The sequence below is a fragment of the Niallia sp. FSL M8-0099 genome, from assembly GCF_038006945.1.
Taxonomy (GTDB): domain Bacteria; phylum Bacillota; class Bacilli; order Bacillales; family Cytobacillaceae; genus Niallia; species Niallia circulans.
Window position 1 is genome coordinate 2,368,611 of record NZ_JBBOWF010000001.1, and the last position, 14,032, is coordinate 2,382,642.

General features: G+C 34.4%; 20 protein-coding genes. 3 read left to right on the top strand and 17 right to left on the bottom strand.

Annotation, left to right across the window (positions count from 1 at the left end):
• Positions 1–23 precede the first annotated feature (23 nt).
• From NSQ92_RS11645 to NSQ92_RS11655, 3 genes are all read right to left on the bottom strand, one after another.
• Entirely contained in the window at positions 24–254 is a 231-nt protein-coding gene (locus NSQ92_RS11645; RefSeq protein ID WP_341152805.1) for a hypothetical protein, read from the bottom strand.
• A 130-nt stretch (positions 255–384) separates the two neighbouring features.
• Complete coding sequence (locus tag NSQ92_RS11650; protein ID WP_082138226.1) at positions 385–1,047, bottom strand: DUF1801 domain-containing protein; 663 nt, start codon at positions 1,045–1,047, stop codon at positions 385–387.
• Positions 1,048–1,067: 20 nt separating this feature from the next.
• Complete coding sequence (locus tag NSQ92_RS11655) at positions 1,068–1,442, bottom strand: iron chaperone (protein WP_341152806.1); 375 nt, start codon at positions 1,440–1,442, stop codon at positions 1,068–1,070.
• A gap of 517 nt (positions 1,443–1,959) precedes the next feature.
• On the opposite strand from NSQ92_RS11655, the gene NSQ92_RS11660 reads away from it, so the two are divergent.
• Positions 1,960–2,526: a non-canonical purine NTP pyrophosphatase gene (locus NSQ92_RS11660; RefSeq protein ID WP_341152807.1), complete on the top strand. Its 567-nt coding sequence runs from the start codon at positions 1,960–1,962 to the stop codon at positions 2,524–2,526.
• Between the two features lie 146 nt (positions 2,527–2,672).
• Here the strand turns inward: NSQ92_RS11660 and NSQ92_RS11665 are convergent, their stop codons facing one another.
• The 8 genes from NSQ92_RS11665 to NSQ92_RS11705 all read right to left on the bottom strand — a co-directional run bounded on the left by NSQ92_RS11665 (position 2,673) and on the right by NSQ92_RS11705 (position 7,694).
• On the bottom strand, positions 2,673–3,128 hold the full coding sequence (locus tag NSQ92_RS11665; protein ID WP_047940536.1) for a hypothetical protein: 456 nt from the start codon (positions 3,126–3,128) through the stop codon (positions 2,673–2,675).
• Positions 3,125–3,325 (bottom strand): helix-turn-helix transcriptional regulator, encoded by a 201-nt coding sequence (locus NSQ92_RS11670; protein ID WP_047940535.1) that lies wholly within the window; start codon positions 3,323–3,325, stop codon positions 3,125–3,127. Before NSQ92_RS11670 ends, NSQ92_RS11665 begins: the two co-directional genes overlap by 4 nt.
• 628 nt (positions 3,326–3,953) lie before the next feature.
• Positions 3,954–4,238: a hypothetical protein gene (locus tag NSQ92_RS11675; RefSeq protein ID WP_341152808.1), complete on the bottom strand. Its 285-nt coding sequence runs from the start codon at positions 4,236–4,238 to the stop codon at positions 3,954–3,956.
• Between the two features lie 149 nt (positions 4,239–4,387).
• Positions 4,388–4,570 (bottom strand): hypothetical protein, encoded by a 183-nt coding sequence (locus NSQ92_RS11680; RefSeq protein ID WP_047940533.1) that lies wholly within the window; start codon positions 4,568–4,570, stop codon positions 4,388–4,390.
• Positions 4,571–4,737: 167 nt separating this feature from the next.
• Positions 4,738–5,547, bottom strand: coding sequence for a pentapeptide repeat-containing protein (locus tag NSQ92_RS11685; protein WP_341152809.1), 810 nt, complete (start codon positions 5,545–5,547; stop codon positions 4,738–4,740).
• 322 nt (positions 5,548–5,869) lie between these two features.
• On the bottom strand, positions 5,870–6,616 hold the full coding sequence (locus NSQ92_RS11695; RefSeq protein WP_047940531.1) for a class I SAM-dependent methyltransferase: 747 nt from the start codon (positions 6,614–6,616) through the stop codon (positions 5,870–5,872).
• 21 nt (positions 6,617–6,637) lie between these two features.
• Entirely contained in the window at positions 6,638–7,207 is a 570-nt protein-coding gene (locus NSQ92_RS11700; RefSeq protein WP_341117857.1) for a histidine phosphatase family protein, read from the bottom strand.
• Between the two features lies 1 nt (position 7,208).
• Positions 7,209–7,694 carry an NUDIX hydrolase gene (locus NSQ92_RS11705; RefSeq protein WP_053215569.1) on the bottom strand — a complete coding sequence of 162 codons (486 nt, stop codon included), beginning with the start codon at positions 7,692–7,694 and terminating at the stop codon, positions 7,209–7,211.
• 158 nt (positions 7,695–7,852) lie between these two features.
• Here NSQ92_RS11705 and NSQ92_RS11710 point away from each other — a divergent pair, with 158 nt between their 5' ends.
• Entirely contained in the window at positions 7,853–8,086 is a 234-nt protein-coding gene (locus NSQ92_RS11710; RefSeq protein WP_047940529.1) for a DUF378 domain-containing protein, read from the top strand.
• A gap of 115 nt (positions 8,087–8,201) precedes the next feature.
• Here the strand turns inward: NSQ92_RS11710 and NSQ92_RS11715 are convergent, their stop codons facing one another.
• From NSQ92_RS11715 to NSQ92_RS11740, 6 genes are all read right to left on the bottom strand, one after another.
• Positions 8,202–9,452, bottom strand: coding sequence for a DUF445 domain-containing protein (locus NSQ92_RS11715; RefSeq protein WP_053215568.1), 1,251 nt, complete (start codon positions 9,450–9,452; stop codon positions 8,202–8,204).
• Positions 9,453–9,638: 186 nt separating this feature from the next.
• Positions 9,639–10,505: a proline iminopeptidase-family hydrolase gene (locus NSQ92_RS11720; RefSeq protein ID WP_341152810.1), complete on the bottom strand. Its 867-nt coding sequence runs from the start codon at positions 10,503–10,505 to the stop codon at positions 9,639–9,641.
• Positions 10,506–10,550: 45 nt separating this feature from the next.
• On the bottom strand, positions 10,551–10,925 hold the full coding sequence (locus tag NSQ92_RS11725) for a VOC family protein (protein ID WP_047940527.1): 375 nt from the start codon (positions 10,923–10,925) through the stop codon (positions 10,551–10,553).
• 237 nt (positions 10,926–11,162) lie between these two features.
• Complete coding sequence (locus NSQ92_RS11730; protein ID WP_095322253.1) at positions 11,163–11,873, bottom strand: nucleotidyltransferase domain-containing protein; 711 nt, start codon at positions 11,871–11,873, stop codon at positions 11,163–11,165.
• A gap of 32 nt (positions 11,874–11,905) precedes the next feature.
• Positions 11,906–12,799: a PhzF family phenazine biosynthesis isomerase gene (locus NSQ92_RS11735; RefSeq protein WP_328283549.1), complete on the bottom strand. Its 894-nt coding sequence runs from the start codon at positions 12,797–12,799 to the stop codon at positions 11,906–11,908.
• Positions 12,800–12,824: 25 nt separating this feature from the next.
• Complete coding sequence (locus NSQ92_RS11740) at positions 12,825–13,406, bottom strand: DJ-1/PfpI family protein (RefSeq protein WP_412759322.1); 582 nt, start codon at positions 13,404–13,406, stop codon at positions 12,825–12,827.
• Between the two features lie 163 nt (positions 13,407–13,569).
• Between NSQ92_RS11740 and NSQ92_RS11745 the strand changes: the two genes are divergently transcribed.
• A complete protein-coding gene (locus tag NSQ92_RS11745) occupies positions 13,570–13,890 on the top strand; it encodes a hypothetical protein (RefSeq protein ID WP_047940523.1) in 321 nt (106 codons plus the stop codon).
• Positions 13,891–14,032: the final 142 nt, after the last annotated feature.

Genomic DNA, 14,032 nt, shown 5'->3' on the forward strand with positions numbered 1-14,032 from the left:
CAATAAAATTATTTATCAATAAACTATCCTGTTATAAACATAAAGTCTTGTACAAATACGGAAACGGCCTTTAAATCAATCCGCTGGTTTTTATACAATGCTTCTGCCTTCTTCAGTTCTTTCTTTACTTCAGGAGAAATTCTTTCTGCTTCTTTTAACGAAATGTCTCCAATTAACAAATCAATTGCTATTTTTCGGATGTTTTCTTCGCGAGACTGATGCAATATGTAGGAAATACAACTAATTTGATCCATTCTTACACCTCTCTAAACATATTTTTATGAATAATTCTATGTTTAGACAGAAAATTCCTTCTTTTTCAAATAAAACAAAAAAGACAGTTCTCAGCTTCCTTTCAGACACATTAATACTGTCCCTATGCGACTATTTTTTGCCGGCAAATTTATGTGATCCATCACAATTAGGCATTTTTTGGGAAAGGCCACAAATACAGTCATTTAATCCCTTGCCATTTAGGATTCTCTCCATTGCTTTTTCAATCCTTGTTACTTTTGTTTTTGCTTGCTTTGGCTGGGAAAAATGAAGAATGTATGCTCTTTGGCGTCCTGGTGTCAATCCTTCAAAAGCTGTTTTTAATGCTGGTATTTCTTCAAATTTCATTTCAAGTTCTTCTGGAATACTGAATTCTTTATGCTCTTTTATCGTCACTTCCAAACCGGATTTTTCCACTTCAATTGCTTCAAGAATATATTCTTTTATGACAGATTCCATTTTCACTATTTCTTGTAAATTCTTAAAGCGGATTTGCCGTGCTGCCTGGACATTTTCTGTTTGTTGGACTAGAATTCCTTGAGGATCCTTTAAGAGAGCACCTTTATGAAATAACAGGGCACAATACTCTTTAAATCCATGAATAAGCACAATGTTTTTATTTTTATAAGTGTAGCATGGATGCATCCATTTAAATTCTTCGGTCAGTTCTTCGCACTCAAGAGCAAGCTGTCTTAGCTTCACATATTCTTCCTGCCAATTGCTATCTTTGCTTAAATATTCTTCCACCTGAGGATTTAATTTTCTATTTGTCATACGAGTACACCCTTCTATTATTACGCTTTTCTCCAAAATGTCTTACAATTTGCTTTATCAGTAATATTAAAGTCAATCATTTTTTCTAATAAAGAAAAATCAACGGGATTGTCCCACTTTATTCGTACGAGCTGCTTCGTATGATCATAGCCAGCTTGCACAATTGCTTCTGAAAATTGGATGATTCCCGCTCGTTCAGGTGCAACTGCCAAATGCTGCTTTGCAATACTAAAGCCAATTATGAATGTTTCATGATCTGTAAACATCGGCTGATTCCAAGCCATTTTCGGAACTAAATTGGGGAATTTCTTCATTACCCACTGTAAAACCTCTTCTGTTCGAGACCGATGCTCTGGATTATCAATCCCTGCTAAAAAATCTGCAAATACTTCCATATTTATCCTCCAACATACATTCTATTGCCACTTAATGTTATTTTGATTCTGAGTCTATCATATCGTATATTCATTTGTTATTCTAGCTACAAAGAAGGTTAAGATTCAACACTTTTGCTATAGTTATAAGTTCTTTATACTTATTGTCTTAGCTATTATCCTTAAAAATATACTACACTTAATCCAACATAAATTAACATAGAAATGATAATAAACACTGAAAAGAATAGCCCCTTGCCAAAGCTAGACCAGTTTTTCATCCATCCCCATCTGCTTTTATTTCTATCAAGCCAAAAACAATCTGTAAGAACAACCAATCCTATTATTATCATTAAGACAATCGGATTCTTCTTCTCCCTCCCTTATGATCATTATATGAAAAGTTATTCTATTTTAATCTTGCTCTAAAAGTTCTTTACCGATTAGCTAAAATTCTCTTTTTTCTTCTATAAATTTTGTTATATTAAAAGAACAGTAAAATTCAATAAGTAATATACAAACACAAGGAGACACTTTGATGAAGGAAATTATATTTGTAACAACCAACAAAGGAAAAATTGCATCTGCTGAAAAGGAATTAAAAAATATAAAAGTGACTCCTATACAGGAAGAGTTAAGCGAGCCACGTACTGAAGATATTAAAGAGATTGCTAAACAAAAAGTCTTGCAAGCATATGAAATCGTTAAGAGACCATGCGTTGCTTTAGATTCTGGTTTTTTCATCGAAGAATTAAACGGTTTTCCTAGAGCATATGTAAACCATATGTTAGATACTATCGGTATTACTGGTATATTGAAATTACTAAAAGAGGAAAATAACCGTGCTTGCGAATTTAGATCTTGTTTGGCCTATTATGATGGTGAACAAATAACCTACTTTGAGAGCAAATCACAAGGAACGATAGCTGAAGAAATAAGAGGTTTAGATAATGATAAAAAATGGTCTGATCTCTGGTATATTTTCATTCCCAAACATTTTAATAAAACACTTGCTGAATTTACGGAAGATGATTTCCATATATATGAAGAAAAGAAAGAAGAGTCCTGTATTCGTAAATTTGGAAAATGGTTTGAAGCGTTGTGATAGAGAAAATCTAATAAAAGCGGTGCAAGAACATACTTAAACACAATATGTTCTTGCACCGAAAAAGCAAACAAGGAATGCTTGGATTCTATTATCTTCATAATCTTAGTTTATTTTATTATTTAACAAATGAACATATAAATTGTTTATAGCAAATCCTTATTTTTGTTATAAGAACGTTTTAAAGAAATGTAGTTAACGAAAAACCATAGCAAACCTGCGAACACTATTAACACAATTGTTTCCATCCATTCATTTATGTTGGCTGGAAAACTTGAAAAAATAGCATAAAACAAGAAAAATAAAATGACAAAACTACTTGTTTTCATCACAATACTTCTTAATTCTTTCTTATAAGAATCTTCTGTTGCAATATCTGCATACTCAATGCCAGATAGTATATACCGCCCTAACACATAAAGGAGAAATATAGCAATAGGTAGTAATAGAGATGTTTTAGCATCTAAATTAACATAGTTATTCAGTATAAGCATTCCTGCAAGGATAAGCAAAAGGATTATTGCTCCTTCTGAAAAAAAGTACAAAATCCTTTTTTCCTTATATTCATCATTAGGTAATAAAAAAGATATCCAAGATCTCATGACAACTCGACCTCCCAAAATAAATCATCTAATGTTGTATTTAATTCTTTAGCAATAGCAATACATAAATTCAAACTAGGATTGTATTCTCCTTTTTCAATCAAACCGATAGTCTGCCTAGTAGCATTCACTCGTTTTGCAAGCTGTTCTTGTGTTAAACCTTTTTCTATTCTTGCTAGTTTCATTTTACTTGCCATATACTCACCTACACAATGAAATATATATTTAACAATATGTAAGATTTATCTTACATTATATATTTATAAAATGCAAGATAAATCTTACATTGAAAATTATAATTCCTTAGCAACAATAACATCTCTTTGTCTAATCACGCATTTAAACTGAAAATTACATCTTTTATTCTCATACTAAAAAATTTGTTATGTTTTTTCGAAATCACTTCTTCCCCCCCTTATAGATTCGCTAGTTAGACGATATAGTTATACCGTAGGATTCACTTTTTAAGGGTAATAAGTTTTCTTCCGTAATGATAATTACTCTTTATTCCTCTCCATCATAATTACTTGATAAATAAAAAAGCTAAATTCAGTTAAGAATTCAGCCAATCATTTTGCATCTGAATATTTTGTATTCAATAACAAGATTTTTCTTTAAACATAGCAAATTACTCCTGTTAAGAAGGATTCATCGATAAAATAAATATTAGGTAAAATAAAAACTTCACTAACAATGGAAACGCCTCGAATATCATATAACATGCTCCTATCCTATTCGATTATCTAATATATAATATGAAGCGACTTCTTTTTTTGTAAGCGTTATCTTTATGATAATAAAAAAACTCTCAAACAGAGAGTCACCTTAACTAACTTTATAAAACTTATCAATCTTACCAGCCACTATTCTTAGAAAGTCATTAATGGTCATATTTTCAATTTTTTTAGAATACCATGACAATTTATTCCCCATGTCTTCTCCATCATAATTAACATTTAATGGAACATACCCTTTTGTTTTGGAAGCTAAAGTATGATCGAAGGCAATGATTAATACTTTCCCCTCAGGCGTTTCTAACTTCACTTTATACCTTGGAAATTTGTAATCTGTGCTATACTTTACACCTTTAATCTTAGCCTTTGTTTTCATACATTCTCCTTTTCGAGTGTGTCTATTACTATTATAGCTTAAATGGAGATAATTAGACATCTTTAATTGGGATAATGGAAACAATAGGTATATATTCATCACAAAACAACAAATATTTCTACTATCTTACACCTTTTTCCCGTAAGTTATTATTCAGTGTCCGCTATTACCTCTACAGAGCCCTCCTCACTGTAATGGATGATATTCACAATTTTGTAATAAGCTTTTTCTATGACAATTGTTTCTCCAATGGAGGGAGGAATTTGATAAATAACTTGTTTTGATTGCCAGCCCTTTACTTTATGCTGATATAAAGTATTTAGTCTCACCATGCGTTATCGCCTCTTTCTAAGAATGATCCAACAACTAGTAGCTATATGAATATGTATGCATTTCTAAATTTGTCCTTTCCTTTTAAATAAAAAAACTGAAGCCGGTTTATGACTTCAGTTAAGAAAGAGCGCATTCCATAAAAAAGCTCCATAAATATTCACAAAATCTATCTCTCTATCCAGTGTTTGGGTCTTTCAAAATAGTTTGGTATTTTAGTATGAACATCGCCAATAGCGGAATTAATTTGCGATTGTGTAAGGAAGAGCGCAGCTTCCAGGTTTGCTGCCCTTAAGTCAGCGTCTCGTAGATCTGCACCAATAAAATCAGCTCCTCGCAAATCACTATTCCTTAGATTAGCAGCAATCATGAGCTTCCCTCGAAAATTTTCCCCTTGTAAATCTAATCCTTTTAAATTAGCCCCTATAAAGTCCGATTTATTTTTTAATCTCTTTCTCCCTTTATTCATCCAACTCTCTCTATACTTTATGCTTGAATCAATTAAGAGCTCGTTAACTTTCCTTCGATGAGAATTAAGATCAATTGTTAAAATCTCTTTCGGTGTTCTCTCGGTTAGTTCAACGGTTTCATCATAAATACGTTGAAGTTTGTCATGAAAAGAAGAAGTTTCCTTTAACGTAAGTGCTTGATTTAGATACCAGAGCATTTCATGTAGTTGTTGAACAAGCGGAAAGATAAGGAACATTTCTTCTGCATGCTTGCCCCTCCGCCAGTCCTCCCCCTTGTAAATGGTTTGAGATACATGCTGCCCCGCACCGAAGCATTCATATGATACACAACCGCGGAATCCTGTTTTTCTCAATTTATCATGGATGGAACAAGCATTGTCTGAACATAAATTTCTGCATGGCATTCCACTCTCTTTATCAAAGGGAAAATCTGCTGATTCTCCATATGGCAATGCTACACAACATAATCCAAAGCAATTTTGACAATCTGACTTTAACGCATTAATCATTTCCAAAACTCCTAGTAATTATTTATAAGCTTCTCGGTGAATCAGACATACTATTTACTAAAATAATATAAATAAGAATGGATATTGGTATAGTAATTATAAAGATTAAGCGAATACCTAATGGCGTAATACCAAGAAATTCACCTATCCCCCACAAACGCCACAAATCGCTTTATTATTTTGGGATTTCCTCATTTTGCGATTCATCCTAACCCTCCCATTTCATCAAATAAGCATGTGAAATTTCATTATCCTTTTTTCTCATTTCAGAACTTTTCAAGAAATTGATTTCATTCTTCTTCAACTAATTGTGTCTTTATCATCATTTCCTTGCAATAAGTGTAAATTCCCAAGGGATATTCTCCTTTTTCCAACCACGGTGTTCCTCAAATCGATCGATTGTAAACCTAGCCGTAATAACTGCATTAAGAATTTCGCTAAGTGTATAAAAGCGGAGAGAAACATCGGGAAAACCAACTTGCTCTTCTTCAGGGAAAAAATGTTTATATGCGATATCGCCTGTATGTATTTCCGTATCAAAATAAGCAGGCTTCGCCGAGAAATCCTCATTCAAGCATTTCAGCAAAGGATGATAATCGCTTAGAATCATTGTGCCACCCTTTTTTAAAAGGGAAAATAAAAGGGACAGAAGTTTATCTAAATTATAAAAATAATGGAGTACTCCACCTTCTAAATAGAGAATGTCAAACGTTTCTCCGTATGTTTGTAAATTGATGTCATAAACATCTCCTACCATATAATTTATGGACGTATTAGCATAATACGCTAGCTCTTTCGCGTATCGTTCATTTTCCTTTGATAGGTCAAAGACTGTCACCTCAGCTCCTAACAGTGCTAATGGCACTGCTTTCCTACCATTTGATCCACATAGATTTGCTATCCTTTTGTTCTCGACATTCTCTAAAAATGCTTGATGTTTTTTTAAACATGCTCGAGGGTTTTTCCTTATTTCTTTCGCTTTTTCCTTTGGGTGGCCATCTCGATTTATCCAAAATTCATAGGCACGATATTCCCATGCCGCTTTATTAGTCGCACTTTGCTCATTCATAAGAAAATCCTCCCCTTGAAATCACTCCCATAATCTTTCCACTTCTACTAATTCATTTTTCATAAATTTCATCCGGTAAATATCTGGCTTTGTCGTATGAAGTAAAAAATCTAAATCAAACCGCCTATCGTAGTAGCTCATCATTAACGTCATTACTACCCCATGGGTTCCAATTACAATCTTTTTTCCTACATATGTAGTTAGTAACTGTTTTAAAACCTTTATTGCCCGTTTTTGACATACTCTATTAGACTCAGCTCCAGCTAAGGCATGATCTGGATTCGAAAACGACTTACTAAGATATGGATACAATTCATTATTAGTTAATGGAACGGCATCTAGACTAAACACTTTTTCTTTTAAGTCTTCCATAATGAACACCTCTTTGCCCAAGGCTGCAGCTAAATCATTAATGGTTAAGATAGCACGTTGATAAGGACTGGAAACAAAAAGATCAATTTCTTCCTTTTGTAGCATTTTGCTTATACGTTCAGAATCCTCTTTTCCTTTTTCTGTTAACCCTCTTGTTCTTTCTGTTCCTTGGGCTTTTGACGATTCACCGTGTCTTACCATGTAAATATATGTTATCATTTTACTCTCCCACATTTTCCACTCTAATACGTAACCATTCCGTAGGTTTTTTCTTAATAAAGTGCTTTTCGATAAAGGTAAGAACTTCGTCATTTCCTGGCAGTGTTACGAATTCCTTTGCTTCTTCAAAAGACAACCATTTATACTCACTATGCTCATTATTTAACCGTACTTCTTGATTTTCCTCTACGATGCCAACAAATACTGGGGCAATATATAGGTAGTTTTCTACAGGCGAATATATTTGGTCAAATGTATTCGAACTATAAAGGGCTAGCTTGGTAATACCTGTTTCTTCCTTTACCTCTCTTAGAGCTGCTTCCCAAGCTTGTTCCCCTTGTTCTAGGCTTCCCCCTATGTAACACCACATATCTTTAAATACTGGAGTTGCTCGTTTCAATAATAAAACTTTATCTAAACCATTTATTTTTTTTAATAACACAACAGCAATTCCAGTACTGCAAATCGGTGTTTGTATCCCTTTCATTTTTTCACTCCAAACATTATGATAAATATTTTGTAAAGTTAAGTCCTTTTTTATTATAGTTCTTTTTTTTTGAAACTGGTAATATTTCTTAGATTTTAATTTGGTTAAAAGGGTATAAAGCTATTAGTGAGTTTCATAACACAAAAGGAGGTTAAAAGATGAGTGTATTACAGAAAATTGCCTTAATACTTATCGTAATCGGTGCTATTAATTGGGGACTTATCGGCCTATTTCAGTTCGACCTTGTCGCGGCGATTTTTGGAGGACAGCATGCAGGATTCTCTCGAATTATCTATAGTATAGTTGGAATCGCTGGTTTGTTGAGTCTTAGTTTACTTTTCTCATCAAAAAGCTTATCAAAAACAAGTTCCAAAAAGCGTACCGCCTATTAAATTGGAATATTCGCGCTTAATAATTACATGTCGACTATATCGTCATTAAAAAAATTAAAACGGCAAACAAAACTATGCATTTGTTTCGTTTGCCGTTTTTTCAATTATTATCTTGTTATAAAATATTCGCCACTAACTGAATTCCACTTAAGAACAGACCGATAATAAATCCGCATACGGCTCCGTTTACCCGAATCCATTGCAAATCTTTACCAACATTATTCTCAATCATATCGACAAGTGTTTCGTTATCCAGCTTATCCAGATTTTCTTTTACTAAATTGCCAATTTGATCATGGTTTTTCTCGATAAAATGAGAAATTTGGTGAATAATCCAAGGATCAATCTTTTCGCTATTTTCTTCGATTTTTTCCACTAACTGCAGAATAAATGGAAGAGCTTTTGTTTCCATAAACTCCTTATTTTCAAGAAGTTCGATTGCCTTCTCTTGTGCTTGCTTGAGACTTGTTAAGATTGTATGATTAGACTCAAGTGAATCAAGTACTTTATCCTTCCATGTATTGATTCCTGCTAATACTTTCTCGTTTTCTGGAAGGCTTTCAATTTCCTTTCGAATGTACAGAACCAATGCTTCACGGTTTTGCTCCCCATCTTTTTGAAGACTACGCATTCCACTCAAGCAGAGATTTTGGACAATTTGCCCTAACTTTTCCTCTGTTAAAATATTCTGCAATGTTTTTAACGCAAATTGCAGCATGCCGCTTGCCTCGACATTATTTAACACATTCATCGAAACAGAGCCAAGTTTTCGAGCTGTTTCTTCTTTTCGCAGCCAAGCTTCCGTTTTTACTAGAATATGATCCAAAGCCTTCTTGTCAACTTCTTCTGAAATTAATTGATTTGTAAGCAGATTTAGAATATTACTTATTTGCACATCTGATAGAGCCGCTGACATTTGCTTACGCACAAATGGAGTTATTTTTTCGACGTCTATATTTCTAATTGCTTGCTGTGTAGCCTTTATCATTGCTTTCTTTACTGGTTCTGATTCTATTTTTGTGTTGATGGCAGCAGTGATTTTTTCGGTAAAAGGAATATTCTTCACTTTATCCTGGATACTTTCCTTTGATAACCAATCTTTTTTCAAAACATTCACTAACCCATTTACCATCCTATCCCTATTTTTAGGTAGTAAAGCAGTATGTGGGATTGGCAAACCTAAAGGATGTCTAAATAGTGCTGTAACGGCAAACCAGTCTGCTAGTCCTCCGACAAGTCCAGCCTCAAAACCGCCATGAATTAGATGTATCCAACTATTATCTTGAAAAGGAAATGTCAGGATAAACCCCAATCCCATAATAAGCAGTGAATACCTTGCAAGCTTTCTTGATGATTTTTTTTCCACGCATTGTCCCTCATTTTACTTTTAAAATCGTTATTACATCTTTTTAGAGGTAGAACCTCTATTCTGTAGTATACCAATAATCACCTAAAAACAGAAAGAGAAAGTAGATATTTAGCGAATTTTTTCTTATGGTACAACAAAAGCCAAAAGATCTGTTCGACCTTTCAGCTTCCTCGCGCCGCTTTATCACTTGTCTAATAGCGATAAAAATTCATTCATTACCTTTCTATACTGTTCAGGTTCTTCTATATAGGCCATATGGGCACTTTCTTCAAATACATGAAAAGCTGCATGTGGAGTTCTGCTACTATAATATTCTGTTGATGCAGGTGTTGCTTCATCATAGCGCCCACAAGTATACAATGTTGGTATAGAAATTTTTGATAGCTGTTCTGTACAATCAAATGTTTTTAAGTTCCCTTGTACAGTAAATTCGGAAGGTCCCCACATTATTTGATACACATGTGGATTTCTAAAGTGCTTACCTTGTTTTAAATGTTCTGGATAAGGCTTTAATCTACATACAAAATGATCATTAAACACTTCAATCGCTTGTTGAAAAGCAGGTGTATCTGTATTTCCCTTTTCTTCACAGCTTCTGATCGTTTCTTGCACCTCTAGTGGTAATAAAGCTAAATTTTTCTTTTGATCTTTTTCCCACAATGGTGCACTTAAACACGGACTGGAGAAAATAATGCTGCTAATTCCTTCTGGATTATTAAAATAAGAAGCAGCTGCAAGAGTAGTGCCCCATGAATGGCCAAGAATATGGACTTTTTTCAACCCTAAACCTGTACGAACTTGAGCGACTTCTTCTACAAACCTGGCTAATGTCCATAGGGAATCATCATCTGGTCGATCTGACTTTCCACAGCCTAACTGATCATACAATATGACTGGTCGATCGGTTGCCAATTCTTTTAACCCTTGTAAAGAGTAAGAGCTAGAACCTGGTCCTCCATGTAAAATAAGCAGTGGAGTACCTTCTGCTGTCTCATTATGTATGATATACCATACTTTTCCCCCTGTAACCTCTAAAAATCCTTCTTTCATCCGCTTACTCCTTTTCGATTATACTAACTAGTTTAGCCTATATAATTATTCCAATATCTTTCTTTCAATTATCTCCACGCGGTTTCCAAATGGGTCACGGAACTCAAAGCGCTCATAGCCTTCAATAGGAATAGAATTGGTGATTTCAACTCCTAAATCACTAAGTTTATTTTTCCAATCCGACATACTATCTACTTGGTAAGCAAGGTGAGACTTAGTAGAATAACGATCAAATCCATCTTCTGTTCCAACATGGACATCCATATTTCCTAGTGATAGCCAAAAACCACCTCTTCCTTGCAAAGATGCAGGCTTCGCTATTTCTTTTAACCCCAGCTCGCCACAATAAAAATCCTTAGCCTTTTCTTCCATTCCTTTAGGAATGGTTATTTGCACATGATGCACACCAATTATATTCATCTTCGCTATTCCTCCCTATATCTTCGTCCTATTAATCTTATAATGAGCTAACCTAATAAAACCATATCGTAAAACTAATCACTTATGATTAGAAAAAATAATGGAGAATAGGGGTCAAGAAGTCATAGATTTCCTGGCTTCTCGACCCTACGTAATAGGGCACAGAATAAATCATACATTAAATCATGAGACTAGCGAAGGTACTAAATACTTTTTACTCCTACAATTAGGTTTTTATTATTCCTTACCAAGCGAAAATCCCGCAAACAGCTTGCCGCCATACGGCTTTAATACTTTTTCCGTAAGCTCTATAATTTTTTCTTTTTCTCTGGTTCGATAAAAGCAATCAAATGCTTCAATAAACTCATCCGCTAATAGAGAATCATAGTGCCGTAAACTCCTGACCATCCATTTCGATGTACCAACCCATTGCTTATTTACTCTTAAAACAAATTCGTGGAGAAGAAAGCTTAATGTGCTCGCAATGAAAATTTCCTCTTGTTTATTGTCTGCTCCGATCAAATCATCTAGTACATCTGTTATAAAGTAACGCTTCGTACGAATTGTTTCCTCTGACCATTCTTTCGGTCCTTCTGCCAGCATTTGTTTTGCTTCTTGTTTGATTGCTTGTAAAGCTCCGTCGTCTCTTAACACGATTCCTTCTGTGATCATTCGCTGCATAGAAGGTTTTGCTATATTATAGTCCATTAAGAAGAAATCTTTATAGGAAGATAAATTATGTACAAATACTTCGATTGGCCAACCAAATTCCATCATGGACTCTCTATAAGAAGAGACGATTTTTTCATCAAAAATGACAATATCAAGGTCGGAAGTAGCTGTTGCTTGTCCCCTTACTACACTTCCTGCTAAAACAGCAGCATTACAATGTGAATAATATGTATCTATAAAAAGGCGGGCTGCTTCCACTGGCTCTAATCTTTCCATTAATTATCCCCCAATTCTAATCACTAGTATCATCAATCAATAGTTATTTTTAATTCCTTGACAAACACTGCAGTTCCACTAATCTCCACATCCAATTGACCATTCCTCTCAGAAACAATAACAGATACTCTCCCATCACGACCTATCTCCTGACCTTGTTCAATGACAATAGTTTTATTTTTCCATTCCTCATCCACATATGTAATATAATATGCCCCCATCACTCCCGACGCTGTTCCTGTAACTGGATCTTCGCTTGTACCAGAGTAAGGAGAGGAAAAATGCCTTCCATGCATAATTGCATTTACATCGTAGGTTTCCAGGCAAAATGGATGAATGGACGCATGAGGAATTTCCGCTAAAATAGCTGGAAACAAGTCATTTTTCACAGCCATTTTGGAAAATACACGCAGTTCTTTAATAGGAACAAGGAGTGTCCACAGCCCCGTATTGCCATAAAGAATCGGAATATTTGTATCTAAATCAGATTCTTTAAGACCGATTGCTTCTGCTAATGCTAATCGTGAACCTTTGAATTGTTTAAATTGTGGTGTAACTTGCTGCATCGTAATGGCAGGAGAAGACTGATCACGATAATCAATTTTAATCGGAAGCACACCCGCCTTTGTTTCGATAGAATAAACTTCTTTTTCAGAGAGCAGCCCCATCGTTTTAAGAGCAAAAACAGTAGCGATAGTAGCATGACCACAAAGATTCACTTCATGTCCGGGGGTAAAATAACGAATTTTTAGATCAGCACATTCTGATGGTGAAACAAACGCCGTTTCATTAAAGCCCACCTCTTTAGCAATTTTCTGCATTTCTATTTCGGTATATTTCTCTCCCTCTAACACAATTCCAGCAGGATTTCCCTTATCCGGCTTATTAGTAAATGCATCATAATGTAAAACAGAAATTTTCTTCATTTCAATTTTCCTCCTACAAGTCTATTTATCTATCATATTCCATCCGCTTTGCTGTTTCCCTTCCTATTTCCTTGCCATATAACTTCTCTACTATATGAAAGGACATATTGATTCCGGCAGATATCCCGCCAGAAGTTAGTATCTTTCCTTCATCTACAAATTTCACTTTCCTAACTATCTGAACCTTTGGAAATTCTTGCTCCAAGCGATCGATATCCATCCAGTGCGTGGTAGCCTTTAAATTATCCAACAACTCAGCCTTCGCTAATAAAAATGCTCCTGTACAGACAGAAGTCATATATTCTACTTTCTTTGATTGCATTTTAATCCACTTAATGACAACAGGATTATAAATTTCGATTTCTTCTGCTCCATAGCCGCCTGGAACAATGAGAATATCCAAATCAGGATGGTTTTCAAAAGAAAAATCCGCTTCTATTCTAAGACCATTTCTTGCTAAAATAGTTCCTCCTTTTTCTGAAATAGTATAGACATGAAATAATTTATTCTCTCCACCAGCTAAAGAAAACACTTCAAATGGACCAGCAGCATCCAATACTTCTACTTCATTAAAAATCAATATTCCAACAATGCGAGCCTTCATAATTCCCCCTAAAATAGTATTCGTATGTAAAATAATGAAAAATCAATTAAGAACCCTAGTCTTTACATCCTACCACGTTTTGTGAATTTTTAAATAATATTCCCACCAAATTTCTTATAAATAAATGGTATAATATTTGTTCGAATGAATTATTTGGGAGGAAAATATGATTCAAGCAATTGGCGTCGTTGATTTTCATTACAAACCAACGCGAACAACGAAATATAGAGAGAATGTAACAAAAAGGATTAACGCAAAAACTAATAAATACGATGATTCTTTTGAAGTTCTGACGATTTCAGAACCATATGATATGGATGGAGATATTTTTGTCCGTGTATCCTGCTCATTTACCATTTATATGTACGAAAAGGCCTATATTCGAAATCCCGAAGAATATGTTGGATCTGTATTTCCTACATTAAAAGAACGGATTACACCGCATATCATTGCAACAAAGGTTTATAGTTTAACAAAAAGAAGATGATTAAATGGGACTGTGCACATTTTTAGCGATTGTTAAGTTATAATAAAGTCATTTAGAATTGTATATAGTTGTTTGCAAGTCCTCCTTTAACTAACGTGGCATTTAGTACAATTAGAATGGAGGAACTAATAACCTTAATATC

What these genes read in the sequence shown, in the direction of transcription:
- NSQ92_RS11695 (WP_047940531.1), bottom strand. Translation starts at nt 6,616, where the DNA reads ATGAATGAGCAAAGTGCGACTAATAAAGCGGCATGGGAATATCGTGCC.
- NSQ92_RS11670 (WP_047940535.1), bottom strand. Translation starts at nt 3,325, where the DNA reads ATGGCAAGTAAAATGAAACTAGCAAGAATAGAAAAAGGTTTAACACAA.
- NSQ92_RS11710 (WP_047940529.1), top strand. Translation starts at nt 7,853, where the DNA reads ATGAGTGTATTACAGAAAATTGCCTTAATACTTATCGTAATCGGTGCT.
- NSQ92_RS11665 (WP_047940536.1), bottom strand. Translation starts at nt 3,128, where the DNA reads ATGAGATCTTGGATATCTTTTTTATTACCTAATGATGAATATAAGGAA.
- NSQ92_RS11705 (WP_053215569.1), bottom strand. Translation starts at nt 7,694, where the DNA reads ATGAAAGGGATACAAACACCGATTTGCAGTACTGGAATTGCTGTTGTG.
- NSQ92_RS11660 (WP_341152807.1), top strand. Translation starts at nt 1,960, where the DNA reads ATGAAGGAAATTATATTTGTAACAACCAACAAAGGAAAAATTGCATCT.
- NSQ92_RS11720 (WP_341152810.1), bottom strand. Translation starts at nt 10,505, where the DNA reads ATGAAAGAAGGATTTTTAGAGGTTACAGGGGGAAAAGTATGGTATATC.
- NSQ92_RS11645 (WP_341152805.1), bottom strand. Translation starts at nt 254, where the DNA reads ATGGATCAAATTAGTTGTATTTCCTACATATTGCATCAGTCTCGCGAA.
- NSQ92_RS11685 (WP_341152809.1), bottom strand. Translation starts at nt 5,547, where the DNA reads ATGATTAATGCGTTAAAGTCAGATTGTCAAAATTGCTTTGGATTATGT.
- NSQ92_RS11725 (WP_047940527.1), bottom strand. Translation starts at nt 10,925, where the DNA reads ATGAATATAATTGGTGTGCATCATGTGCAAATAACCATTCCTAAAGGA.
- NSQ92_RS11730 (WP_095322253.1), bottom strand. Translation starts at nt 11,873, where the DNA reads ATGGAAAGATTAGAGCCAGTGGAAGCAGCCCGCCTTTTTATAGATACA.
- NSQ92_RS11735 (WP_328283549.1), bottom strand. Translation starts at nt 12,799, where the DNA reads ATGAAGAAAATTTCTGTTTTACATTATGATGCATTTACTAATAAGCCG.
- NSQ92_RS11675 (WP_341152808.1), bottom strand. Translation starts at nt 4,238, where the DNA reads ATGAAAACAAAGGCTAAGATTAAAGGTGTAAAGTATAGCACAGATTAC.
- NSQ92_RS11650 (WP_082138226.1), bottom strand. Translation starts at nt 1,047, where the DNA reads ATGACAAATAGAAAATTAAATCCTCAGGTGGAAGAATATTTAAGCAAA.
- NSQ92_RS11655 (WP_341152806.1), bottom strand. Translation starts at nt 1,442, where the DNA reads ATGGAAGTATTTGCAGATTTTTTAGCAGGGATTGATAATCCAGAGCAT.
- NSQ92_RS11745 (WP_047940523.1), top strand. Translation starts at nt 13,570, where the DNA reads ATGATTCAAGCAATTGGCGTCGTTGATTTTCATTACAAACCAACGCGA.
- NSQ92_RS11700 (WP_341117857.1), bottom strand. Translation starts at nt 7,207, where the DNA reads ATGATAACATATATTTACATGGTAAGACACGGTGAATCGTCAAAAGCC.
- NSQ92_RS11680 (WP_047940533.1), bottom strand. Translation starts at nt 4,570, where the DNA reads ATGGTGAGACTAAATACTTTATATCAGCATAAAGTAAAGGGCTGGCAA.